A 20,846-nucleotide genomic window follows, 5' to 3' on the forward strand; every position below is an offset into this window, starting at 1 on the left:
GGGAAACAGTGCACCAAATCAGGCGGATTTATCCTGTACGGTGCCGCCCCTGACCGGAAAAGGTCCTTCCGCTTCCGTTTCTGACCGGGGATCCTCCGTCGCCGTCAGCGGCACCTGCGGCCCCTGGCACTCGCGCAGCCAGCGCCGCAGCACCCGGTGCACCTGCTCGGCTCCGGCCAGCTCCCGCCCGTCGGCGACGGGCGGGGAGAGGGTGTACGGCGACATCAGGAAGGGCCGGGCCTGTTCGCCTCCGAGGCCGCCGTGCGAGCCGATCTGCTCCTCGAAGGCGTGCACGCGACCGGTGTCCGGGTCGTACCGGGAGTTCACCATGATGTCGGCGACATGGGGGAAGCCGTCGGTCCGGCGTACGGCGTCGGCGGCGCCCGGGCCGAACACCGCCAGCGGCCCGGTGTCCCCCGTGCCGTCGTCGTCGAGACGCAGCTGCGCGCCGTCGGCCCCGAGCACCAGTGCGCCGTGCTCCTCGCTCCGTACGAGCAGGAAGCCGATGCCGGGGTGGTTGGCGAGCGTCGTCAGCAGCGCGGGGTGGTGCCGGTCGATCTGCTCGCGCGTCGCCCGGCCCGCGGCGTCGGGGAAGGAGATCAGCCCCAGGTTGCCCGAGGCCAGCACGACCGGGTCGGTGCCGGGCTCCGGGCGCTCCTCCTCGTCGTCGGCCACCGGGCGGTGCAGCGCGGTCCGCACGGCGTCGCGCGCCTCCGACGCGCTGACGGTGCGCGCCGCACGGCGCGGGACGGGCAGTCCGCAGCCGGCCCTGACGAGGTTCGCGAGGGTGAGTCCGTACGCGCCCTCGAAGGTCTCCCCCGGGCTCTGCCCGTGGTCGGAGAGGAGGACGATCCGGTACGCGCGCGGGGCATGCTCGGCGACCTTGGCTATCAGCCCCAGCGACCGGTCGAGCCGCTCCAGGACCTTCAGCGCGTCCGGGCTGTGCGGCCCGGAGTGGTGCGCCACTTCGTCGTACGCGACGAGGTCGGCGTAGACGGCGGTACGCCCGGCGAGCATGTCGCCGAGCACCGCGGCGACCACCACGTCGCGCTCGACGACGGTCGCGAAGGCCCTGATGAAGGGGTAGAAGCCGCCCCGCTTCACGCGCGGGCTGTCGCTGCGCAGCCACGCGGCGGTCGACTGGCCGATCTCCCGGGCGACCTCGGCGACGAAGGACATGCTGGTACGCACCGTATTGGCGGGGTCGGAGAAGTACGCGAAGTAGCCGGCGCGGGACCGGTTGGACCTGCCACGCCTGGCGGCGATCGACAGGACGAGGGCGAGCTGGTCGGCGCCGCCGCTGAAGAGGTTGCCGCGGCTCGCGCCGTCGAAGGCGAGCAGGCCGCCGTCGCCGGTGCGTTCGATCGCGCGGCGCTGCATCAGGGCGGCGCTGGCGGGGCGGCTGGAGACGACGACCTCGCCGCTCTCCTTCTCGTACCAGCGGAAGGCGGGGACGTCGAAGTTCGAACCGTGCAGGATGCCGAGCTGGCTGGCGCCGGTCTGGCTGGACCAGTCGGTGCGCCACGGGGTCAGCCGGTGGGTGGGCTCGTCACCGCCGAGCCAGGCGGCGACGGTCGGCATCAGTCCGTCGGCGACCGCCTCGCGCAGCGCCTCGTGGCCGACGCCGTCGAGTTGCAGGAAGAGCGTGCCGGGCAGCCCGTTGCGCCCGTCGTCGCCGACCCGCCGGTGGCGGCGGTGGGCGAGCCGGTAGAGCCTGCGCCGGTACGCGTCGTCGTCGCGTACCGCGAGCGCTCCGGAGGTGGCCGACGCGACGGCGGACATGACGGCGGCGACGACCACGGCGGTCTCGGGGTCGGCCTCGCCGCGCCCGTCGGGGATGAGGCTGAGCGCGACGAGCAGCAGGGAGCCGTTGAGGAAGAAGGCGAGCAGGCCGACGACGAGGGCGGGGACGAGCAGCAGCGCGCGTACGGCCAGCGGCCAGACCAGGGCGCCGAGCAGTCCGAAGGCGCCGGCGCCCCAGACCGCGGTGAGCGCGACCCGGGTGATGCTGTCGCCGTCGTCGTCCTGGAGCTGGAAGTCCGGCAGGATGCCGGCGAGCACCAGCATCGTGAGCGTCGAGACGGCCCACACCGCGACCACCCGCAGCAGGGCACTGACCGCGCTGCGCCATCGCCCTCGGACCACGCCGTCCCCACCTCACGTTCCGGGCCGCACCCGGGCCCGCTTCCCAGCGTGGCACAGCGGGACGGGGTCGCCCCGGCTGTCCGAGCCGGTGGGGAGGGCGGCCGGGTGCAGAAGAGAGTGCAGAAGAAACCGAAGAGAACCGGTGCGCCGGAAACGGTCAGCAGCCGTCGTACCCGGCCGTGGGCATCGACAGTCTCCGGTGCACGCCGGCCTTCATGGCGGCGCTGTACGCGGGCTCGTCGAGGCCCGCCGTCTCCAGGCGCACGCCCCGGCGCCCGCACTCCGCGGAGAATTCCGGCACGGAGGTCAGCGCCCGCGCCAGCACGCGCTCGCCGGGCGCGACGAAGAGGTCCGCCGCACCCGCCTCGATGTCCGCCCACAGCCCGGGGTGGTCGGGGCGCATGCCGTAGAAGAGCAGCTGCCGTACGACGACATAGCCCTGGTCGGCGGCCCAGCGCGCGCACACGGCCTGCTGGCTGCGGGTGTCCACCAGGAACGGGTCCGTGTCGAGCTCCTCGAGCGGAGTCAGGCTGGCGATGACTGCCACGCGTACCTCGTCCATGCCCCCACCCCTTGTGCCGGCTGCCGTCGCCGACGACCCTACTCCGGTCATGCCCAGGGGAGGAGGAGCGGAGTCCCCGCACGCGTGACAGAGCCCCCCGTCGTCCGGAGTGACTGCCCGGACCGGCACCGCCTACGCTCGTACCGGAGACGTTCCCAGCGAGGAGGCCGTTCGTGTCGGTGGAGATCACCTGGTGGGGACACGCCACCTGCACCGTCGCGGACTCCGGGACACGGGTGCTGACCGACCCCCTCTTCGCGCGGCGCCTCGCCCACCTGCGCCGCAGGCGCGGGGCGCTGCCGCCGCCCGAGGCGGCCGAGGCCGAAGCCGTGCTCGTCTCGCACCTGCACTCCGACCACCTGCACCTGCCGTCGCTGCGCCGCCTCGCGCCCGGCACCGCGCTGATCGTGCCGCGCGGCGCCGCGCGGGCCGTGCCCGGCCTGCGCCGGCTCCCAGGGCTCGGGCTGCGCATCACCGAGGTGGAGCCGGGCGACGAGGTGCGGGTGAAGGATCTGGTCGTACGGGCGGTCCCTGCGCTGCACGACGGGCGGCGGCTGCCGATGGGGCCGCACCGCGCCCCCGCGCTCGGTTACGTCGTCACCGGTGAGGCGCGCACGTACTTCGCCGGGGACACCGGGCTCTTCGACGGCATGGCCGACGCCGTGGGACCCGTCGACGTGGCCCTGCTTCCGGTGGGCGGCTGGGGGCCCTTCCTGGGGCACGGTCACCTGGACGCGCGGCGGGCGGCGCAGGCGCTCGCGCGGATCGCGCCGCGCTCGGCCGTGCCGGTGCACTACGGCACGTACTGGCCGATCGGGATGGACGGGGTCAGGCCGCACGAGTTCCACGCCCCGGGCGACGAGTTCGTGCGGCAGGCGGCGCGGCTCGCACCGGAGGTCGCGGTGCACCGGCTCGGACACGGCGAGAGTGTCCGTCCGGAGGCCGGCCGGTGAGCCACGCCGTGCTCGTGCAGGACGTGGTGCGCCAGGTGCCCCCGGAGTCGACCCAGCAGGCGATCGGCTATCCGGCGCTGTTTTTACTGGTGCTGCTGGGGTCGCTGGTGCCGGTGGTGCCGACGGGTGCGCTGGTGAGCACGGCCGCCGTGGTGGCCTTCCACCACAGCGACCCGTTCGCGCTGCTCGTCGTCTTCGCGCTGGCGGCGTCCGCCGCGTTCCTGGGCGACATAGGCCTGTACTGGCTCGGTCTGCGCGGGGTCCGCTCGATGAACGGCTCCCGCCTGCTGGAGACGCTGCGCGGCCGGGCCGCGCCCGACCGTCTCGAACAGGCGCGGCGCAAACTGCACGAGCACGGGGCGCAGGTGCTGGTGCTCTCCCGCCTCGTGCCGGCCGGACGCATACCGGTGATGCTCGCGTGCCTGCTGTCGACGATGCCGATGCGCGGCTTCGCCCGGGGCGACGTCCCGGCGTGCCTCGCCTGGGCGGCGGCGTACCAGCTGATCGGCATCCTCGGCGGTTCGCTCTTCCCCGAGCCGTGGCAGGGCGTGGTCGCGGCGGTGGCGCTGACGCTGCTGATCAGCGGGGCGTCGGCGGTGTGGCGCAGGCTGCGGGGCGCGTAGTACCGGGCTGCCGGGCGCGGCTTCCCCGGCGCACCGTCAGGGTTCCAGTACGCGTGAGCCGCCGATCGGCAGGTCCCACAACTGCTCACGCGGCCGGCCCGCCTGCTGCCAGGCGGCGCGCACCCGGGTCAGCGGCTCCAGGACCGGCTCGGCGGAGAGGACGAACGTGCCCCAGTGCATGGGCGCCATGCGCGCCGCCCCGAGGTCCTGGCACGCCTGTACGGCCTCTTCCGGATCCGTGTGCACGTCGCTGAGCCACCAGCGCGGGTCGTACGCGCCGATGGGGAGCAGCGCGAGGTCGATGCCCGGGTGGCGGGCGCCGATCTCCTTGAACCAGTGGCCGTAGCCGGTGTCGCCCGCGAAGTAGACGCTCTGCCCCGGGCCCTGGCGGTCCGTGAGCACCCAGCCGCCCCACAGCGAGCGGCAGGTGTCGGTGAGGGAGCGCTTGCTCCAGTGGTGGGCGGGGACGAAGTCGAAGCGCACGCCGCCCAGTTCGGCGGCCTCCCACCAGTCGAGCTCGGTGACCCGGGTGAAGCCGCGGCGCCGGCACCAGCGGGCCAGCCCCGCCGGGACGAACAGCGGTGTGTCGCGCGGGAGCCGCTTGAGGGTGGGGGCGTCCAGGTGGTCGTAGTGGTTGTGGCTGATGACCACGGCGTCGATCCGCGGCAGGTCCTCCCAGGGCACGCCGACGGGGGTGACGCGGGCCGGCGTGCCGAGGATCTTCCGCGACCAGACGGGGTCGGTGAGGACCGTGAGCCCGCCGATGCGCACCACCCAACTGGCGTGGCCCGCCCAGGTGACGGCGAGGGTGGAGGTCCCGGCGGCGGGCAACGGGCCGGGTTCGTAGGGCAGCAGCGCGATGTCGCGCAGGCCCTCGGGGCTCGGCCGTATGGCGCCCTCGCGGGCGAATCTGGCGAAGGCCTTCACACCGGGGAGCGGGGTGGTGAGGCGGTCGGCGAACGACCGGGGCCAGGAACGGACCTCACCGAGGGGGCGGGGCGGGGCGGGGGTGCCGGGGACGGCAGGAGGGGCGGGGGCGGCGGGGGCGGCGAGAGAGCGCTCGGCCTGCTGCTGCGTCTCCGTCATCAAGGGTGCTCCGTTCGGTGGCGTAAGCCTGCGTAGGGTCATCGAAGTTCGTCGAAGGCCTTCACGAACGCGCTCAACGCTCGGGCCACGTGGGGCAGTTCCAGTGGGTCGGTTGCTGCAAGAGACTCCAGGCACTGCTCCGGGGTTGACCCGAGCAGCGGGGCGGTCGCGATCCGGACACGCAGCGCGCCCATTTCGTCACCGAACCGGTGGCCTCCGGGGACAAGGGTTTCCAGCCGTGCGCTCAGGTACTCCTCCAGGTCCATGGAGTCGTCCACCCCCCGGGCGGCGAGGCCGGCGCGCAGCGGTCCGAGGTCGGCGTACAGGTGGCGGCCGGCGTGCGGCGGGCGGGCGAGCGCGCCGGAGGCGAGGACCGCGTGGTGCGCGGCGGCGGCCACGCGCGCGTGCAGCGCGGCGGCGGCCCGGATCCTGTCGGCGACGGGCCCGGGCTCACCGAGCGCGTACGCCGCAGCCTCGGCGACGGGCCCCGGCACCACGGCGCCGATCGCGGTCAGGAGGTCGAGGGCCCTGGCGCGCAGCGCCGCCCCCTGCCCGGTGAGGGGGCAGCGGGCGACAGCCGTCGGCCAGCTCGCCGGTGTGTACGCCCCGGCCAGGTCGGCGAGGACGGTCACCTGGCCGGGGAACATCTCGGCGGGGCTGAGGAACACCGTCTCCTGCGGCCGGTGCAAAGTATCGGCCCAGGTCTCGTCGCTGACGATGTGCAGGCCTTCGGAGACCGCCGCTTCGCAGACCTCGTGCACGAGCTCGGGCGGGGCGACGGTGGCGGTCGGGTCGTCGGGGACGCAGAGCAGCATCAGACGCGGGTCGCCGCCCTCGTCGCGGACCCGCCGTACGGTTTCGAGCAGCGCGAACGGATCGGGTACGCCGCCGCACTCGGCCGGCGTCGGCACGTGGTAGGCGGTCCGGCCGAGCATGGTGGCCTGCGGCACCCACCAGGCGGGGCAGGGGCGCGGCAGCAGGACGTCGCCGCCGACGGCCGCCATCAGCGCGAACAGCAGCGGCTGCGCGCCGGACGCGGCGGCCACGCACCCCGCGTCGGCGTGCAGCCCGCGGCGCCGCCAGTACGCGGCGGCGGCCCCGCGCAGCGCGGGGCCGCCGCCGGGCGGCTCGGGGTCGGTGCGTCCGGCGGCGGCGGCGAGCACGGCGGACAGCTCGGGCAGGACGGGCAGGCCGGGCTCGGGGGCGGGCGGCCCGTACTGGACGGGGCCGCGGCCTTCCTCGGCCGTCCGCTGCATGATGCCGTCACCTCCACACCGATCGGATCACCCTGTATACGGTTACTTGCCCCGTATACGGTTATACGGGTGGTTCCAGCGCGGCGCTTCTGGGGCCGGGCCCGGGAGGCGGGCCCCTAGGGACGCGGTGCGAACCGGGCCAGGGTGCTCTCCAGGCCGCGCCCCCTGCTGCGGACGACCGCCTCGGCGACCTCCGCCAGCTTGCGGTTCGTCCGCTGCGACATCTGCCGCAGTACCGCGAACGCCTCGTCGCTGTCGCAGCGCAGTACATGCATCACGATGCCGCTGGCCTGGTCGATCACGGCGCGCGAGCGCAGCGCCGTCTCCAGCTGGCCGACCTCGGCGAGGGCCTCGCGGTAGCGCCGGTCACGGACCAGGCTCGCGGTGGTCTGCTCGCCGAGGACGCCCACCGGGCCGTACGCCGCGCGCTCCAGGGAGCCGGGGCGGAAACTGTAGAGACTGACGGTGACCTCCATGCCGGCCCGGCAGAACGGAATGGTCATGCTGGCCCTCACCCCGGAATCGAGCGCCAGGGCCCGGTACCGGGGCCACCGCTCCTCGTTCAGCAGGTCCTCCGTGTCCACGGGTTCGCCCCGGTCCAGCGCGGTCGGGATCGGTCCGTCACCGAGGTCGAGCTGGACGGAGGCGAGCGCGGCCAGGTCCGGGTGGGTCGCCGTGGTGCGCCGTTCCGTGCCGCCGTCGGCGATCGTCGCCACGGCGCCGCAGCAGGCGGGGGCGCAGCGCGCGGACTGCTGCGCCAGCTCGGACAGCCTGCGCACCACGGAGTCGGACTCCGGTCCTTGGGGTTCCTGCTCGGTCAGCATGGCGGCGTCCTCCCTGTCGTGATGCGGCTTCCCGTCCCCGGGTCCGCAAAACCGCTGGACCGGTTAGCTTTCTCGTATGACGCAGACGGACGACTTCGGCGCGGAACTGGCGGATTTCGTCAGGCGGGTCGGTGAATTGAGGGCGGGCCGTGCCCTGCCTCCCGATGAACATCTCGCCCTTCTGGACGCGGCCCTCTTCGAACTCCGGCACGTCGCCGACACGTTGTGGCCGCGGTACGAGCAGCTGAAGGCGGCCGCCCCCAACGCCCCCTCCCCCGACCGGCAGGAGCGACAGGAGCGACAGGAGCTCAAGGCCCTGTTCCAGCGGCTGCCGCTGCCGGTGGCCCTGGTGGACAGGGACACCGTCGTACGGCGGATGAACTTCGCCGCGACGGGGCTCACCGGTGTACGGGCCGGATATGCGACGGGACGGCCGCTGACGGCCCTCCTCAGCCCCGGTGACCGGGCCGCGTTCCGCTCGCAGGCCGCGGCCGTGGCCCGCGGCGAAGGCGACCGGAGTCTGACCGTCCATCTCCAGCAGCGCCCGCACGAACGGCTGCTGGCCACCATGAGCGCGCTGCGCCCGCCGGACGAGCCGCATCCGGTGGTGCTCACCGTCCTCCAGCCGGGCCTCTCCATCGGTGCGTACCCGGCTCCGGGGGCCGTCGCGGCGGGGCGGCGCCCCACGCTGCCGGACCTGTCGGAGACGACCCGTCACGCGGAACTGATGGATCTCGTCGACGCGATGACCACACAGCTGCTGTCCGTCGCGCCCGGCGACCGGGAGGGGGTTCTCGCGGGCGCCGCGCGGACCCTGCACGGGCGGTTCGCCGACTGGGTGGTCGCCGACGCCGTCGCGGGCAGGCGGCTCAAGCGCGCCCTGGTCCTCGGTCCGGGGGACCCCGGCGCCCAGGCCCTTGCACAGGCGGTGGCGGGTCAGGACCCGGCCTCGTGCCCGCTGGTGAGGGAGGCCGCCCGCGGCGGCTGCGCGTCCCTCCAGGTGCAGCCGGAGGACACGGACGGCTTCGGCCGGGATCCGGCGGGCGACCCCGTGCTCGTACGGGCGGACGTCACCTCACTGCTGTGCGTGCCGCTGACGGCGCCGGCCGACGGCGGGTCCACCGGGCCCGTGCAGGGGGTGCTCACCCTTTTCCGTACGGGCGCCCGACGGGCGTTCTCGATGGCGGAGGGCCAGGCCATGGACCTGGTGTCGCGCCATGCCGCGCTCGCTATGCGGCGTCCCGCAGAGCCTCGTCGCGCAGGCGGGTACAGCAGCGGCTGATCAGCCGGGAGACGTGCATCTGGGAGAGCCCGAGGTCCTCGGCGATGCGGCTCTGCGTCATGTCCCGGAAGAAGCGCATGTAGAGGATCTTCTTCTCGCGCTCGGGGAGCCGGTTGAGCGCCGGCTTGACCGCCTCGCGGTCGACGATGACGTCGAGCGCGCCGTCGAGGCCGCCGAGGGCGTCGCTGAGCGAGTACCCGTCGCCCGTACCGGGCAGCTGGGCGTCGAGGGACAGGGCGGTGAAGGAGTCGAGCGCCTCCATCCCGGTGCGGGCCTCCTCCTCGCTCATGCCGGCGTGCTCGGCGATCTCCGCGACGGTGGGGGCACGGCCCGACACGGTCGTGGCCAGGTCCTGGCTGGCGGCGCGGACCCGGTTGCGGAGGTCCTGGACGCGGCGCGGCACGTGGAGGGTCCACATGTGGTCGCGGAAGTGCCGCTTGATCTCGCCGGTGATGGTCGGCACGGCGAAGCTCTCGAAGGCCGAGCCGCGGTCCGGATCGTACCGGTCGACGGCCTTGACCAGGCCCAGTGCGGCCACCTGACGCAGGTCCTCGATGGCCTCGCCGCGATTGCGGAACCGGCCAGCGAGCCGGTCCGCCATCGGCAGCCAGGCGTTCACGATCTCCCGGCGCACGGCGTCCCGCTCCTCGCCCTCGGGCATGGCGCACAAGCGGCGGAAGGCATCGGTGGTGTCGGGGGCGTCGTCGTGTGGGTGCGTCCTGCGAACGGCGGTTGTACGCATCTTCGTTGCAACTCCCTGAACGGTGCAGACGGCGGACGGGTGTCACCGTGGGGAGGCTGCCGGGCTCCTGGACGTGACACGTCCGGAGCTCATTGCCGCTCCCACGGACGTGCCTCCGGTCCGAAGCACATGGAGCACGTGCCCCCGCCTCGGCACGCCAAACGGGTCGGGTTCGCGGGCGTCCGGTTTCCGTCGCCGCATCCCTGGTACTCGGCACAGTGCTGCCTTTTCGGCCGCTCCGCATGTCCAGCCGCTCCGCACAGCCCGTAGGAGGCCCCCATATGAGCACCGATGTTGCCGACCGGATCCTGTCGCGCCTGCGCGAGTGGGGAGTCGAGTGCGTCTTCGGCTATCCGGGGGACGGCATCAACGGCCTGCTGGCCGCCTGGGGCCGCGCCGAGGACCAGCCGCGTTTCATCCAGTCCCGGCACGAGGAGATGGCCGCGTTCGAAGCCGTCGGGTACGCGAAGTTCGGCAACCGGCTCGGCGTGTGCGTCGCGACCTCCGGGCCCGGCGCGATCCACCTCCTCAACGGCCTGTACGACGCCAAGCTCGACCACGTGCCGGTGGTGGCCGTCATCGGCCAGACCGCGCGCAGCGCGATGGGCGGCTCGTACCAGCAGGAGGTCGACCTGCACTCGCTGTTCAAGGACGTCGCCTCCGACTTCGTGGAGACGGTGACCGTGCCGGAGCAGCTGCCGAACGTGCTGGACCGGGCGATCCGCACGGCGTACGCCCGGCGCTGTCCGACCGCGGTCATCGTGCCGGCGGACGTGCAGGAGCTGGAGTACACTCCGCCGCCGCACGCCTTCAAGATGGTCCCCTCCAGCCTGGACCGCAGCAGCTGGACGGCGATGCCCTCGCCGGACGCGCTGCGGCGGGCGGCCGACGTGCTCAACGCCGGCGACAAGGTCGCGATCCTGGCCGGTCAGGGCGCGGCCGGGGCGCGCGCCGAGGTCGCGGAGGTCGCGGAGCTGCTGGGGGCGGGGGTCGCGAAGGCGCTGCTCGGCAAGGACGTGCTGTCCGACGAGCTGCCGTACGTCACGGGCTCGGTCGGGCTGCTGGGCACCCGTCCGTCGTACGAGATGATGCGGGACTGCGACACGCTGCTGACCATCGGTTCCAGCTTCCCGTACTCCCAGTTCCTGCCGGAGTTCGGCAAGGCGCGGGCCGTGCAGATCGACATCGACCCGCATATGATCGGGATGCGCTACCCGTACGAGGTGAACCTCGTCGGCGACGCGCGGGCGACGCTGCGCGAGCTCATCCCGCTGCTGCGGCGCCAGGAGTCGCGGGACTGGTTCGACGAGATCTGCGCGGGCGTCGCGCGGTGGACCGAGGTCATGGAGCGGCGGGCCTCCCTGTCGGCCGACCCGGTCAATCCGGAACACGTGGCGGCGGCGCTGTCCCCGCTGCTGCCGGACCACGCGATGATCACGGCCGACTCGGGGTCGGCCACCAACTGGTTCGCGCGCCACGTGCGGCTGCGCGGGGACATGCGGGCGTCGCTGTCGGGGACGCTGGCCACGATGGGGTGCGGCGTGCCGTACGCGATCGGGGCGAAGTTCGCCCACCCGAACCGTCCGGCGATCGCGCTCGTCGGTGACGGGGCGATGCAGATGAACGGCATGGCGGAGCTGATCTCCGTCGCGAAGTACCGGCACATGTGGGAGGACCCGCGGCTGGTGGTCGCCGTCTGGAACAACCGGGACCTCAACCAGGTGACCTGGGAGCTGCGCGCGATGGGCGGAGCCCCGTCCTTCCTGCCGTCGCAGTCGCTCCCCGACGTGTCGTACGCGGCGTTCGCCGAGTCGGTCGGCCTCACCGGGATCCGGGTGGAGAAGCCGGAGGAGGTGGAGGGCGCGTGGCGGGCCGCGCTGTCGGCGGAGGGCCCGGTGGTGCTGGACTTCGTCACCGATCCGTCGGTGCCGCCGGTCCCGCCGCACGCGACGTGGGACCAGATCGAGGCGACGGCGTCGGCTCTCGTCAAGGGTGACGCGGAGGCCGGCGCGGTGGTGAGGCAGGGCCTGAAGTCGAAGCTCCAGGAGTTCCTCCCCGGCGGGGACGCGGGCTGACCGGAGGGCCGGATCCGGGACCGGCCCCGGATCCGGCCCCGCAGGGGCCGCACGCGAGCGGCGGGCGGGTTCGGTCCCCGAACCCGCCCGCCGCTCGTGAACACCACGCCCCGAGGGCGTGCGGGTCACTCCGGCCAGTGGCCGGTCGCCCGGTGGACCGCGATCGCTCCGCCGCGCTCCACCGCGGCGCGGACCACCGCGAACGTCGCGCCCTGCAGCGCGGCGGCCGGGAGGATCTCGCGCCAGCGTCCGTCCCGGTCCATGGGCTGGGGGGCCTCGGTCTCGCCCGCGACCGTCTTCCACAGACGCTGGAACGCCATGCCCGCCAGCATGCCCGCGGCCATGCCCAGGAGCATCCCCGCAGGCTTGTACAGCACTGTGCCCTTCTCTGCCATGTACCTCTCCCGCATCAGCTGCCGACGGGCCGGCCGACCGGATCACGGTCCTTCGCCTCCGCCGACAGTATGAATTCTTCGTAGCGGCCGAGTGCGACGATCACGCCCAGCATGAGAACCGGAATGATTACCGGGATCAGCACGGCTAAACCCGCCATGGCTCCGCCCTCCCTGAGGGAACGGCCTGCGACACCGGGCCGCCGGTACGCGCACCCCGGACCGTCGTGCGCGGCCTCGGGCTCCCGTTCCTCTTCCCGCACAGCCGCTCGGCCGCGTACCGGGTCCCCCTCCGCGACCGGGCTCAAACACCTCGTGACGGCGGACGTTTGCCGCCCGTGCCACGGGTACCCGCGCCAATGGCCGACAGCGCGAATGAAGAGATGAGGCGGGCACCCATGGCCCGGTACGTGAGGGAAGTCATGACAGCAGGCGTCGCGGCGGTACGCCCCGACGCCTCGCTGGTGGAAGCCGCGCAGCTGATGCGCGCGCAGGACATCGGTGATGTGCTGGTGGCGCGGGACAACCAGCTGATCGGGGTGCTCACCGACCGGGACATCGCGCTGCGCGCGGTCGCGGACGGCGTCGATCCCCTCACGGTCAGCGCCGAGTCCGTATGCACGCCGGCCACGGTGTGCGTCGGCCCGGACGACGAGGTGTCGACGGCGGTCGCCCTGATGCGGCAGCACGCGGTCCGACGGCTTCCCGTGGTCGAGGGCGGCCTGCCGCTCGGCGTGGTGAGCATCGGCGACCTCGCCGAGATCCGGGACCCGCGGTCGGCGCTCGCCGACATCAGCCGGGCGGCACCCGGCTCAGGTGCCGGCACCTGAGGCAGGACGGCACACAGCACCGAAGCAGTCACACGGAAGGATCACCATGCGGATCGCGTTTCTCGTGGCGCCCGAGGGCGTCGAGCAGGTCGAACTCACCGAGCCCTGGCAGGCGGTGACCGACACGGGTGACACGCCCCGGCTGGTCTCCACGAAGCCGGGCAGGATCCAGGCGTTCAACCACCTCGACAAGGCGGACACCTTCCCCGTCGACCAGGTGGCCGGCGAGGCGTCGGTCGAGGAGTACGGCGCCCTGGTGCTCCCGGGCGGCGTCGCGAACCCCGACTTCCTGCGCATGGACGAGAAGGCGGTGGCGTTCGTCCGCGCCTTCTTCGACGCGGGCAAGCCGGTCGCGTCCATCTGCCACGGCCCCTGGACGCTCGTCGAGGCGGACGTCGTGCGCGGCAGGACCCTGACCTCGTGGCCGAGTCTGCGTACGGACATCCGCAACGCGGGCGGCACCTGGGTCGACGAACAGGTGAAGGTCTGTGACGCGGCCCCCGCCACGCTGATCACCAGCCGCAAGCCGGACGACCTCAAGGCGTTCTGCGAGACCTTCACCCAGGAGTTCGCCCGCTCCTCCGCGAAGTAGCCCGGCGAGCGGGTGGTCCGGGCCGTCAGACGCGGCGCCCCAGCAGGGAGAGCAGCTTGGCCTGTACGCCGGCTCCGGCGGGCGGTTCCACCGGAGCGGCGAACAGGCCGCTCTTCTCCAGTTCGGCGGAGTGCGGCCCCACTTCACGCACCGCGAAGTCGACCAGGCCGTCGGGCAGCCGCTCGTCGGCGCCGATCGCCCGCGCCAGGTCCCACGCGTGCACCACCAGGTCGGTCACCATCTGCGCGCAGTACGCCGCGCACGAGGTCTCCCCGTACGACAGCTGTACGGTCCGCTCCAGCGCTCCCGGCGCGGCGAACGCCTCGTGCGCGCCCGCCGCCGCCCGTTCCCAGGCCGCCACCGGGTCGTCGCCGAGCACGTCGCCGTCGATGTCGACGTCGAAGGAGCCCTCATACGCCTCCTCGATCGTGCGCCGCTCGGTCACCAGCGGCGGCACCCACAGCTGTTCCACGGTCAGGTGGTTGACGAGATCGCGCACCGACCACTCGGTGCAGGGGGTCGGCGCCTGCCACTGGTCCTGCCGTACGGCCCGCACATGGCCGCCGAAGAGGGCGAGCGCCTCGTCGTGGCGTGAGAGGAGCGGGTTCGTGTTCGGTTCCATGGTGTTCATGGTTCACCTTCGGGTACCCGGGGCGCACGCCCCACCAGACATCCCGGAGGGAGAAATGGACCTCTCATTCCTCACCCCACTGTACGAACGTCCCGGCCCCTGGGCATCCGTCTATGTCGATACGTCCACCGTCGACGAGTCCACGCCGGAACGGCGTGAGCTGCACGCCCGCCAGGCCTGCCGCGACCTGCTGGAGCAGGGGGCCGACGAGGCGACGGGGTACGCCGTGTACGACGCCCTGGTCTCGTACACCCACGGCGCGGCGCCGGCCGGCCGCGCCGTCTTCGCACGGGGCGGCGAAGTGGTGCTGGACCCGCCGCTGGCCACCCGCCCACCGGCCCCCGTGGCGAGCTGGTCCGCGCTGCCGCGGGTCGGCCCGCTGCTGGGCCTCGCGGGCGAGGAACCGGTCTGCCTCGTCGCGTACATCGACCGCAAGGGCGCCGACTTCGAACTGCGCACCACCCTCGGCAGCCGTCCCGCCGGGCAGATCCACGGCGAGGACTGGCCGGTGCACCGCACCGCGAGCGACGACTGGTCCGAGCGCCACTTCCAGCTGAAGGTCGAGAACACCTGGGAGCAGAACGCCCGCGACACCGCCGAGGCGCTGAGTGCCTGTCAGGAGGAGACCCGGGCCGGGCTGCTGGTGCTGGCGGGCGACGAGCGCGAGCGGCGCGCCGTGCACGACGCGCTGCCGCAGCGGCTGAAGCCCCTGGTCGTCGAGACGGACCACGGCGGCCGGTCGGCCGGGTCCGGCTCCCGGCTGCTGGACGAGGACGTGGAACGGGCCAGGCAGGCGCACGCGCGCAAGCGGGCCGCCGCCGAACTGGAGCGCTTCCGCGCCGCGCGGACCCCGTCGGCGGACGGCGGCACCGTCGTGGCGGCCGAAGGGGTGCCCGCGCTCGTGGACGCGGCGCGCGAGCACCGGATCTCGGAACTGCTGGTGGACCCCGAAGGACCCGACGCCGGACGCGAGGTGTGGGTGGGCGAGGAGCCCGACCAGCTGGCGGTACGCCGTACGGACGCGCGGTACCTGAGCGAGCGCGAGCCGTTCGCCGCCCGCGCCGACGACGCGCTGCTGCGCTCGGCCGCCATGACCGGGGCCGAGGCGATCCGTGTCCCGCCGGACGGCGACGGCACGCCGGACGCGGGGCCTGCGGGCGGCCTCGGCGCGCTGCTGCGGTGGTCGCGGCCGGACGGGACGTGACACGGGGGGCCGGGACACCGCCCCGCCCCCCGGACCTTGGGGCCCGCCCGGCGTGCCGCTGGATTCGGAAGGCGTCGCGCCGGGTACTCGCGTGCCATGTCTTCACCCAAAGCGCATGACCCGCTCCGAGGGCCGGGGCGGATCGCCGCCTGGCTGAGCGCCCGTGACCGGGGGCTCTTCCACAGCGTCGCGACCCACCACTGGCCGGGCGCCGACCGCGTCCTGCCGCGGCTGAGCCACGGAGCGAACCACGGCGTGCTGTGGTTCGGTGCCGCCGCCGGAATGGCGGTCTTCGGCGGCTCCACCCGCGCCCGCCGGGCCGCGGCGCGCGGGGTGGCCTCGCTGGCACTGGCCTCCCTCACCGTCAACACCGTGGGGAAGCGTTCGGTGCGCCGGGGCAGGCCCGTCCTGGACGCGGTGCCGATGATCCGGCAGCTCAAGCGCCAGCCGATCACCACGTCCTTCCCCTCGGGGCACTCGGCCTCCGCCGCCGCCTTCGCGACGGGAGTGGCGCTGGAGTCCAGGGGGTGGGGCGCGGTCGTCGCCCCGGTCGCGGCGTCCGTGGCCTTCTCCCGCGTCTACACGGGCGCGCACTATCCGAGTGATGTGCTGGTCGGGGCGGCGCTGGGCATAGGGGCGGCGTTCGCGGTGCGCGGGCTCGTACCGACCCGGGCGCAGATCCCCGCGCCGGGGAGGCCGTACGCCGAAGCGCCCGCGCTGCCCGAGGGCCGGGGTCTGGTCGTCGTGGTCAACAAGCGGTCGGGCTCCGCGACGGCCAGGGCGGTCGCGGTACGGGACGCGCTGCCGCGCGCCGAGGTCGTCGAGTGCGAGCCCGACGAGCTGACGGCCACGCTGGAGAAGGCGGCGCAGCAGGGCCGGGCGCTCGGGATCTGCGGTGGGGACGGCACGGTCAACCGGGCGGCGGTGACCGCCGCCCGCCACCGGGTGCCGCTGGCCGTCTTCCCCGGCGGCACGCTGAACCACTTCGCGTACGACCTGGGCATCGAGGAGGTCCAGGACACCTGCCGGGCCCTGGCGAGCGGCGACGCGGTCAGGGTGGACCTGGGCCGGTTCACCCCCGGCCCGGGGCCGGACGGCGAGCCCGGCCACTTCCTCAACACCTTCAGCCTGGGTGTCTATCCCGAGCTGGTGCGGATCAGGGAGCACTGGGCCCCGCGCATCGGCGGCTGGCCCGCGGGCGTACTGGCCGCGGTGGAGGTGCTGCGCGCCGAGCGGCCGCTGGACGCGACCATCGGGCAGCACAAGGGGCGCCGCCGCGCGCTGTGGATGCTGTTCGCGGGCAACGGCATGTACCAGCGCTTCGGCCCGACCCCCGGCCGGCGGCTCGACCTGGCCGACGGGCTGCTCGACGTACGTGTGGTGCACGGCGGCCGGCTGCCCGGCCTGCGGCTACTGGCCGCGGCGCTCGCGGGGCCGCTGAGCCGCTCGCCCGTCCACGCGGCGCAGCGGCTGCGCAGGGTGTGGATCTCGGGGCTGGCGCCGGGGACGCTGCTCGCGTACGACGGCGAAGTGGCGGAGGCGCCCCCGGAGTTCCTCATCGACAAGGCCGACGAAGCACTCACCGTGTACCGTCCGCTCGCCCAGTAGCGGCTCGGAGACCCTGGGAATCATGGGGCTCATGGACCTCCTGGGGCTCCGGAGGTTCTGGGGGCTCTTGGGGGGCCTCGTCGGAAGGGGCCTCCGTGATGTCGAGAAAGACCTGGTCGGCCTGCGGCCAGGTCTTTCGCACGGAGCGCTTGATGCGTACGCAGGCGAGCTCCACCTCCTCGCTGTCCAGCCCCGGCGTCAGGTCGACGCGGGCGGCCACCAGGAGCGAGTCGAGGCCGAGCCGCATCGTCAGCAGTTCGGCGACGTTGTCGATCTCCGGCTGGGCCCCGACGAGCGCGCGGATGCTCTCGCGCAGTTCGGGGTCGGCGGCCTCGCCGACGAGCTGGGCCCTGGCGTCCCGGCCGAGCCGGTAGGCGACGTACACGAGCAGGAGGCCGATGGAGAAGGACGCGACGGCTTCGTAGACGGCGTCGCCCGTCGTCATGTGGAGCGCCATGCCGGCCGCGGCGAGGAGCACCCCGACGACGGCGGTGCCGTCCTCCGCGACGACCGTGCGCAGGGCCGGGTCCCGGACCGGTCCGGTGCCCGGCCGGCGCCGCACCTGGTAGAGGGCGCGGGCCAGGGAGGCGCCCTCGGCGAGGAAGGCGACACCCAGGACGGCGAGCCCGGCGACGTAGCCGGTGTACGACTCCTCGCCGCTGGCTCCGCCGAGCGCTTCGAGGCCCTGGAAGAAGGAGAAGCAGCCGCCCATGACGAAGATGCCGACGGCGGCGAGCAGGGCCCAGAAGTAGCGCTCCTTGCCGTATCCGAAGGGGTGCTTCCCGTCGGCCGGGCGGCGGCTGCGGTGCAGGGACGCGAGCAGGAAGACCTCGTTGACGCTGTCCGCGACGGAGTGCGCCGCCTCCGAGAGCAGGGCGGGTGATCCCGACACCAGTCCGCCGACGGTCTTGGCGGCGGCGATGACGAGATTGGCGGCGAGCGCCACCAGGACCGTGATCCGTGTCCTGCGGTCGGGCTTTTCGGTCACACCAGGTCTCCCTGCATTCGTGTACGAGGGCAAAATTCGGGGAACTCAAGAGTTCAGGAGGTGCACGCCATGGTTCCCATCCTTCTGGTCCTGCTTCTCGTACTGATTCTCTTCGGCGCCGGATTCGCAGTGGAGATTCTCTGGTGGATCGCCATCGCGGTTCTCGTCATCTGGCTGCTGGGATTCCTGCTGCGCAGCACATCGTCCACGGGCACCCGGTCCCGCTGGTACCGATGGTAGAAACGGCACAGGGAGAGACAGGAGGAGCGGGGCGGCGGCCTTCGGGCCACCGCCCCGTTTCCATTTCTCTGCCTCTCCCTTCCCTTCCCGCTTCTATTCGCCTCGGGGCAGCAGGGGCCCCAGGGGTCCCAGGTCGATATTGAGGTCCTCGGGTTCGAGGCCGAACCGTGTGCGCAACACATCCATCCGGTCCTCCAGGAGCATCAGCGTCATCCCGATACGCTCCTCCTGTTCCTCGCTGAGGTCCCCGGTCTCCACGCGGCGCAGCGCCTGGCGTTCCATCAGCTGGCGCAGCAGTTCCACGACCGTCAGGACGAGCTTGACGAGATCGCGCTCGACGGTGTCGGCGTCGAGCTCCACACGGCGGCTCTCGGTGGTCACGGGCGCTCCTCCTCTTCCTCCTCGAACGGGGACGGCACGTTGGCGTTGACGGAGCTGATGAGGGCGTTGAGGTCGACGCGCACAAGATCGACGTCGGCGATACGGAGGGTCAGGTCGCCCGCGATCACCACCCCGCCCGCCAGCAGCCGGTCCAGCAAGTCGACGAGAGCGAGCTCACGCTGGGCGAGGGGCGCGGCGTCGGAGGGCACGGTGCCGGGGGGCGTCATCGGCCGGCCTCCCCCCGCACCGGCTGTTCCGGCTGCCCCGGTCGTTCCGGCTGTTCCGGGTGCCCGGCCTGCCCCGCGAAGGAGTACGGGGCCCAGGGCCCGGTGAGTTCCACCCGTACGCCCCGGTCCTTCGGGGTGAGCCGGCCGACCTCCTCCACGAACTCCTCGCTGGTCCCCCGCGGCACCAGGTACGCCGCGTTGAGGATGTTCTGCCCGGGCGCCTCGGAAAGCCGTGCGTCCTGCGGGCGGTGCAGGGCGGCGGCCTCCGCGCGCAGGGAGAGTTCCGCGTGCAGCCTGCGCGACAGGGCGTCGGCGCGCTCGAAAGAGCTCTCGCGCGCCTGGCGCCGGCTGAGCCGTCGGCGCAGGTAGTCCCGGCCGGTCGTCGCGGGGGCGGCATCGGCGGCTTGTGCCTGAGGCGCCTCGGGCGGCTCCCGCGCGGGCTCCGGCTCGGGTTCAGGCTCGGGCTCGGCGTACACCTTGATGCCCCATTCGACCCGCCCGTCCAGCCGTTCCAGCGTCTGCACGAAGCGGTCCCGGCCCGTGTCGAGCAGCCGGCGTACACCGCTGTCGTCGACGCACACGGTGGCCAGGCGCAGCGGCACGGGGCAGGTGACGGTGGTCAGGGCGCCGACGACGGCCTCGTGGGTGCGGGCGGTCGCGGAGAGCCAGTCGAGGTTCTCCAGGTGCTTCTTGAGCGGTGCCTCACCGAAGTCCTCGGCCGGGACCGGGCTGACCACGGCGACGAGGCCGTCGTGGTGGAGCAGGCGGGGCGGCTCACCGTCGAGGCCGCGTACGCCTTCGGGGAGTACGCCCTCGAAGGGCCGGGTGACCGCGTACACGTAGCGCAGTTCGTTCATTCCTGGTCCTTGCGGTCCTCAAGTGCGGGCGCCGCCTCCAGATCGGCGATGCGCCGCTGCAACCGCTCGTTCTCCTCGGCGAGTTCACGGCGACGGGCACCGGAGGAGAGGGACGGATCGTCCTCCCACCAGTCGATTCCCATTTCCTTCGCCTTGTCGATGGAGGTGACGATGAGGCGCAGCTTGATGGTGAGCAGTTCGATGTCGAGGAGATTTATCTTGATGTCTCCCGCGATGACAATTCCCTTGTCCAGTACCCGTTCAAGGATATCGGCGAGATTCGCGCCCCCATTGGAACCGTACGAGTCGGGAAGGCCGTTCACCGGGGACGTCATCGGCTGTCCCGGATTCCGCTGTCCGCGTATTCACGCTGCTTTCGCGTGTCGGGGTCCTCTTCTTCGTATTCGCCTTCGTCCTCGGCCTCGTCCTCGTCCTCGGCCTCGTCTTCCGCGGCGTATTCCTCCTCTTCCTCTGCCCCTGCTTCCTCCGCCTCGGGCTCGTCGTCCTCGTCGGCGTACTCCTCGTCCTCGTACTTGCCCTCGGGCTCCGCCTCTTCCTCTTCTTCCTGCGGCTGCTCTTCGCCCTCCTCCTCCACCACCGCGTCGTCGTGGCTGCGCACGACCTCGCCGTCCCGTATCTCGCCGCGCCAGCCGTCCTCGGCCTCGCCCTTGATCGAGATGTGCCGGGCGAAGTGCTTCAGGTCCAGACGGACCCGCCGGCCCTGGGCGCGCCAGAGGTTGCCGGTCTTCTCGAACAGCCCCTTGGGGTAGTACTCCATGACCAGCAGCACCCGGGTGAGGTTCTCGCCCAGCGGGTGGAAGGTGACGACGCCCTTCGTGGTGCCCTTGGCGCCCTCGGACGTCCAGGCGATCCTCGTGTCCGGCACCTGCTCGGTGGTGTGCGCCTTCCAGCTGCGGTTGGACCAGAAGACCTTGAGCTTCCAGTCCGACGTGGTGTCGTCGGCGGAGCCCGCGCTCCTGACGCCCTTCGCGAAGGTGGAGAAGTCCTGGTACCGGGTCCACTGGTCGTACGCGTCACGGACCGGAACGCCCACGTCGACGTGCTCCATGATGACGACCGGCTTGTTGCCGCCGCCGCCCTTCCTGCTCTTGTCGCCCAGGCCCTTGAGCGCGTCCATCGCGTTGTCCTTGAGGTGGGAGGCGCCGATCTCGAGGGCGCCGCGCACCGGCCCCTTGCCCTCGGCGAGCTTCTGGCCGCCCTTCTTCGCGAGTTCGGCGAATCCGGGGCTCCTGCCCTCCGCGATGTCGTTGAGCTTGAGGGTGCTCTCGCCGAGCTTGCGGCCCGCGCCGGTCAGCATCCGTACGGCCTGCGCCATGAGGTACGACTG

General features: G+C 73.0%; 24 protein-coding genes. 9 read left to right on the forward strand and 15 right to left on the reverse strand.

The annotated features are described in order from the left end of the window. Positions 1 to 18 precede the first annotated feature (18 nt). Together BN1555_RS04530 and BN1555_RS04535 are read right to left on the reverse strand one after the other, a co-directional pair. Positions 19 to 2,145, reverse strand: coding sequence for a phage holin family protein (locus BN1555_RS04530; RefSeq protein WP_176709949.1), 2,127 nt, complete (start codon positions 2,143 to 2,145; stop codon positions 19 to 21). Positions 2,146 to 2,302: 157 nt separating this feature from the next. Further along, the gene (locus BN1555_RS04535; protein WP_093798072.1) at positions 2,303 to 2,707 is read right to left on the reverse strand and encodes a hypothetical protein; all 405 of its coding nucleotides are present in this window, start codon (positions 2,705 to 2,707) and stop codon (positions 2,303 to 2,305) included. A gap of 173 nt (positions 2,708 to 2,880) precedes the next feature. Between BN1555_RS04535 and BN1555_RS04540 the strand changes: the two genes are divergently transcribed. Together BN1555_RS04540 and BN1555_RS04545 are read left to right on the forward strand one after the other, a co-directional pair. After that, positions 2,881 to 3,660 (forward strand): MBL fold metallo-hydrolase, encoded by a 780-nt coding sequence (locus BN1555_RS04540; protein WP_093798074.1) that lies wholly within the window; start codon positions 2,881 to 2,883, stop codon positions 3,658 to 3,660. Beyond that, the gene (locus BN1555_RS04545) at positions 3,657 to 4,283 is read left to right on the forward strand and encodes a DedA family protein (protein ID WP_255305876.1); all 627 of its coding nucleotides are present in this window, start codon (positions 3,657 to 3,659) and stop codon (positions 4,281 to 4,283) included. The genes BN1555_RS04540 and BN1555_RS04545 overlap by 4 nt, the downstream gene beginning before the upstream one ends. A 36-nt stretch (positions 4,284 to 4,319) precedes the next feature. Here BN1555_RS04545 and BN1555_RS04550 read toward each other — a convergent pair whose 3' ends face one another. The 3 genes from BN1555_RS04550 to BN1555_RS04560 form a co-directional block, all read right to left on the reverse strand. Then, positions 4,320 to 5,369 carry an MBL fold metallo-hydrolase gene (locus BN1555_RS04550; protein ID WP_093798076.1) on the reverse strand — a complete coding sequence of 350 codons (1,050 nt, stop codon included), beginning with the start codon at positions 5,367 to 5,369 and terminating at the stop codon, positions 4,320 to 4,322. Positions 5,370 to 5,407: 38 nt separating this feature from the next. Next, the gene (locus BN1555_RS04555) at positions 5,408 to 6,625 is read right to left on the reverse strand and encodes an aminotransferase class I/II-fold pyridoxal phosphate-dependent enzyme (RefSeq protein WP_093798078.1); all 1,218 of its coding nucleotides are present in this window, start codon (positions 6,623 to 6,625) and stop codon (positions 5,408 to 5,410) included. A gap of 116 nt (positions 6,626 to 6,741) precedes the next feature. Beyond that, the gene (locus BN1555_RS04560; protein ID WP_093798080.1) at positions 6,742 to 7,449 is read right to left on the reverse strand and encodes an ANTAR domain-containing response regulator; all 708 of its coding nucleotides are present in this window, start codon (positions 7,447 to 7,449) and stop codon (positions 6,742 to 6,744) included. A gap of 76 nt (positions 7,450 to 7,525) precedes the next feature. On the opposite strand from BN1555_RS04560, the gene BN1555_RS04565 reads away from it, so the two are divergent. Next, a complete protein-coding gene (locus BN1555_RS04565) occupies positions 7,526 to 8,731 on the forward strand; it encodes a PAS domain-containing protein (protein ID WP_093798082.1) in 1,206 nt (401 codons plus the stop codon). Here BN1555_RS04565 and BN1555_RS04570 read toward each other — a convergent pair. After that, a complete protein-coding gene (locus tag BN1555_RS04570; RefSeq protein ID WP_093798084.1) occupies positions 8,679 to 9,473 on the reverse strand; it encodes an RNA polymerase sigma factor SigF in 795 nt (264 codons plus the stop codon). The two genes, BN1555_RS04565 and BN1555_RS04570, sit on opposite strands and share 53 nt — an antisense overlap. A 281-nt stretch (positions 9,474 to 9,754) precedes the next feature. On the opposite strand from BN1555_RS04570, the gene BN1555_RS04575 reads away from it, so the two are divergent. After that, positions 9,755 to 11,548 (forward strand): thiamine pyrophosphate-requiring protein, encoded by a 1,794-nt coding sequence (locus tag BN1555_RS04575; RefSeq protein WP_093798086.1) that lies wholly within the window; start codon positions 9,755 to 9,757, stop codon positions 11,546 to 11,548. A 125-nt stretch (positions 11,549 to 11,673) separates the two neighbouring features. Here BN1555_RS04575 and BN1555_RS04580 read toward each other — a convergent pair whose 3' ends face one another. Together BN1555_RS04580 and BN1555_RS38835 are read right to left on the reverse strand one after the other, a co-directional pair. After that, the gene (locus tag BN1555_RS04580; RefSeq protein WP_093803178.1) at positions 11,674 to 11,943 is read right to left on the reverse strand and encodes a DUF4235 domain-containing protein; all 270 of its coding nucleotides are present in this window, start codon (positions 11,941 to 11,943) and stop codon (positions 11,674 to 11,676) included. A 14-nt stretch (positions 11,944 to 11,957) separates the two neighbouring features. After that, a complete protein-coding gene (locus tag BN1555_RS38835) occupies positions 11,958 to 12,101 on the reverse strand; it encodes a hypothetical protein (protein WP_176709950.1) in 144 nt (47 codons plus the stop codon). Positions 12,102 to 12,338: 237 nt separating this feature from the next. Here BN1555_RS38835 and BN1555_RS04585 point away from each other — a divergent pair, with 237 nt between their 5' ends. Both BN1555_RS04585 and BN1555_RS04590 read left to right on the forward strand, forming a co-directional pair. After that, positions 12,339 to 12,770 (forward strand): CBS domain-containing protein, encoded by a 432-nt coding sequence (locus BN1555_RS04585; protein ID WP_093798088.1) that lies wholly within the window; start codon positions 12,339 to 12,341, stop codon positions 12,768 to 12,770. Between the two features lie 46 nt (positions 12,771 to 12,816). Further along, positions 12,817 to 13,362 (forward strand): type 1 glutamine amidotransferase domain-containing protein, encoded by a 546-nt coding sequence (locus tag BN1555_RS04590; protein WP_093798090.1) that lies wholly within the window; start codon positions 12,817 to 12,819, stop codon positions 13,360 to 13,362. A 25-nt stretch (positions 13,363 to 13,387) separates the two neighbouring features. Here the strand turns inward: BN1555_RS04590 and BN1555_RS04595 are convergent, their stop codons facing one another. Continuing rightward, a complete protein-coding gene (locus BN1555_RS04595; RefSeq protein ID WP_093803179.1) occupies positions 13,388 to 13,984 on the reverse strand; it encodes a TIGR03086 family metal-binding protein in 597 nt (198 codons plus the stop codon). Between the two features lie 64 nt (positions 13,985 to 14,048). On the opposite strand from BN1555_RS04595, the gene BN1555_RS04600 reads away from it, so the two are divergent. Together BN1555_RS04600 and BN1555_RS04605 are read left to right on the forward strand one after the other, a co-directional pair. Continuing rightward, complete coding sequence (locus BN1555_RS04600; protein WP_093798092.1) at positions 14,049 to 15,197, forward strand: baeRF2 domain-containing protein; 1,149 nt, start codon at positions 14,049 to 14,051, stop codon at positions 15,195 to 15,197. Between the two features lie 96 nt (positions 15,198 to 15,293). After that, positions 15,294 to 16,805, forward strand: coding sequence for a bifunctional phosphatase PAP2/diacylglycerol kinase family protein (locus BN1555_RS04605; protein WP_093798094.1), 1,512 nt, complete (start codon positions 15,294 to 15,296; stop codon positions 16,803 to 16,805). On the opposite strand, the gene BN1555_RS04610 is transcribed toward BN1555_RS04605, so the two are convergent. Then, entirely contained in the window at positions 16,777 to 17,793 is a 1,017-nt protein-coding gene (locus tag BN1555_RS04610) for a cation diffusion facilitator family transporter (protein WP_369688938.1), read from the reverse strand. The two genes, BN1555_RS04605 and BN1555_RS04610, sit on opposite strands and share 29 nt — an antisense overlap. Positions 17,794 to 17,862: 69 nt before the next feature. Here BN1555_RS04610 and BN1555_RS04615 point away from each other — a divergent pair, with 69 nt between their 5' ends. Further along, positions 17,863 to 18,033, forward strand: coding sequence for a hydrophobic protein (locus tag BN1555_RS04615; protein WP_093798098.1), 171 nt, complete (start codon positions 17,863 to 17,865; stop codon positions 18,031 to 18,033). A 93-nt stretch (positions 18,034 to 18,126) separates the two neighbouring features. Here BN1555_RS04615 and BN1555_RS04620 read toward each other — a convergent pair whose 3' ends face one another. The 5 genes from BN1555_RS04620 to BN1555_RS04640 are packed head-to-tail and all read right to left on the reverse strand — an operon-like array spanning position 18,127 to position 20,834. Beyond that, entirely contained in the window at positions 18,127 to 18,414 is a 288-nt protein-coding gene (locus tag BN1555_RS04620) for a gas vesicle protein K (RefSeq protein ID WP_093798100.1), read from the reverse strand. Beyond that, positions 18,411 to 18,641 (reverse strand): gas vesicle protein, encoded by a 231-nt coding sequence (locus tag BN1555_RS41535; RefSeq protein WP_093798102.1) that lies wholly within the window; start codon positions 18,639 to 18,641, stop codon positions 18,411 to 18,413. Before BN1555_RS41535 ends, BN1555_RS04620 begins: the two co-directional genes overlap by 4 nt. Next, the gene (locus BN1555_RS04630) at positions 18,638 to 19,498 is read right to left on the reverse strand and encodes a GvpL/GvpF family gas vesicle protein (RefSeq protein WP_093798104.1); all 861 of its coding nucleotides are present in this window, start codon (positions 19,496 to 19,498) and stop codon (positions 18,638 to 18,640) included. The genes BN1555_RS41535 and BN1555_RS04630 overlap by 4 nt, the downstream gene beginning before the upstream one ends. Beyond that, complete coding sequence (locus tag BN1555_RS04635) at positions 19,495 to 19,833, reverse strand: gas vesicle protein (RefSeq protein ID WP_093798106.1); 339 nt, start codon at positions 19,831 to 19,833, stop codon at positions 19,495 to 19,497. The genes BN1555_RS04630 and BN1555_RS04635 overlap by 4 nt, the downstream gene beginning before the upstream one ends. Next, positions 19,830 to 20,834, reverse strand: coding sequence for an SRPBCC family protein (locus tag BN1555_RS04640; RefSeq protein WP_093803180.1), 1,005 nt, complete (start codon positions 20,832 to 20,834; stop codon positions 19,830 to 19,832). The genes BN1555_RS04635 and BN1555_RS04640 overlap by 4 nt, the downstream gene beginning before the upstream one ends. Positions 20,835 to 20,846 lie beyond the last annotated feature (12 nt).

Origin of the sequence: Streptomyces sp. Wb2n-11 (genome assembly GCF_001049855.1) — a bacterium.
Classification (GTDB): Bacteria; Actinomycetota; Actinomycetes; order Streptomycetales; family Streptomycetaceae; genus Streptomyces; species Streptomyces altiplanensis.

What these genes read in the sequence shown, in the direction of transcription:
- BN1555_RS04570 (WP_093798084.1), bottom strand. Translation starts at nt 9,473, where the DNA reads ATGCGTACAACCGCCGTTCGCAGGACGCACCCACACGACGACGCCCCC.
- BN1555_RS04550 (WP_093798076.1), bottom strand. Translation starts at nt 5,369, where the DNA reads ATGACGGAGACGCAGCAGCAGGCCGAGCGCTCTCTCGCCGCCCCCGCC.
- BN1555_RS04630 (WP_093798104.1), bottom strand. Translation starts at nt 19,498, where the DNA reads ATGAACGAACTGCGCTACGTGTACGCGGTCACCCGGCCCTTCGAGGGC.
- BN1555_RS04555 (WP_093798078.1), bottom strand. Translation starts at nt 6,625, where the DNA reads ATGCAGCGGACGGCCGAGGAAGGCCGCGGCCCCGTCCAGTACGGGCCG.
- BN1555_RS04615 (WP_093798098.1), top strand. Translation starts at nt 17,863, where the DNA reads ATGGTTCCCATCCTTCTGGTCCTGCTTCTCGTACTGATTCTCTTCGGC.
- BN1555_RS04600 (WP_093798092.1), top strand. Translation starts at nt 14,049, where the DNA reads ATGGACCTCTCATTCCTCACCCCACTGTACGAACGTCCCGGCCCCTGG.
- BN1555_RS04640 (WP_093803180.1), bottom strand. Translation starts at nt 20,834, where the DNA reads ATGGCGCAGGCCGTACGGATGCTGACCGGCGCGGGCCGCAAGCTCGGC.
- BN1555_RS41535 (WP_093798102.1), bottom strand. Translation starts at nt 18,641, where the DNA reads ATGACGCCCCCCGGCACCGTGCCCTCCGACGCCGCGCCCCTCGCCCAG.
- BN1555_RS38835 (WP_176709950.1), bottom strand. Translation starts at nt 12,101, where the DNA reads ATGGCGGGTTTAGCCGTGCTGATCCCGGTAATCATTCCGGTTCTCATG.
- BN1555_RS04565 (WP_093798082.1), top strand. Translation starts at nt 7,526, where the DNA reads ATGACGCAGACGGACGACTTCGGCGCGGAACTGGCGGATTTCGTCAGG.
- BN1555_RS04595 (WP_093803179.1), bottom strand. Translation starts at nt 13,984, where the DNA reads ATGGAACCGAACACGAACCCGCTCCTCTCACGCCACGACGAGGCGCTC.
- BN1555_RS04535 (WP_093798072.1), bottom strand. Translation starts at nt 2,707, where the DNA reads ATGGACGAGGTACGCGTGGCAGTCATCGCCAGCCTGACTCCGCTCGAG.
- BN1555_RS04635 (WP_093798106.1), bottom strand. Translation starts at nt 19,833, where the DNA reads ATGACGTCCCCGGTGAACGGCCTTCCCGACTCGTACGGTTCCAATGGG.
- BN1555_RS04575 (WP_093798086.1), top strand. Translation starts at nt 9,755, where the DNA reads ATGAGCACCGATGTTGCCGACCGGATCCTGTCGCGCCTGCGCGAGTGG.
- BN1555_RS04590 (WP_093798090.1), top strand. Translation starts at nt 12,817, where the DNA reads ATGCGGATCGCGTTTCTCGTGGCGCCCGAGGGCGTCGAGCAGGTCGAA.
- BN1555_RS04580 (WP_093803178.1), bottom strand. Translation starts at nt 11,943, where the DNA reads ATGGCAGAGAAGGGCACAGTGCTGTACAAGCCTGCGGGGATGCTCCTG.
- BN1555_RS04585 (WP_093798088.1), top strand. Translation starts at nt 12,339, where the DNA reads ATGGCCCGGTACGTGAGGGAAGTCATGACAGCAGGCGTCGCGGCGGTA.
- BN1555_RS04605 (WP_093798094.1), top strand. Translation starts at nt 15,294, where the DNA reads ATGTCTTCACCCAAAGCGCATGACCCGCTCCGAGGGCCGGGGCGGATC.
- BN1555_RS04560 (WP_093798080.1), bottom strand. Translation starts at nt 7,449, where the DNA reads ATGCTGACCGAGCAGGAACCCCAAGGACCGGAGTCCGACTCCGTGGTG.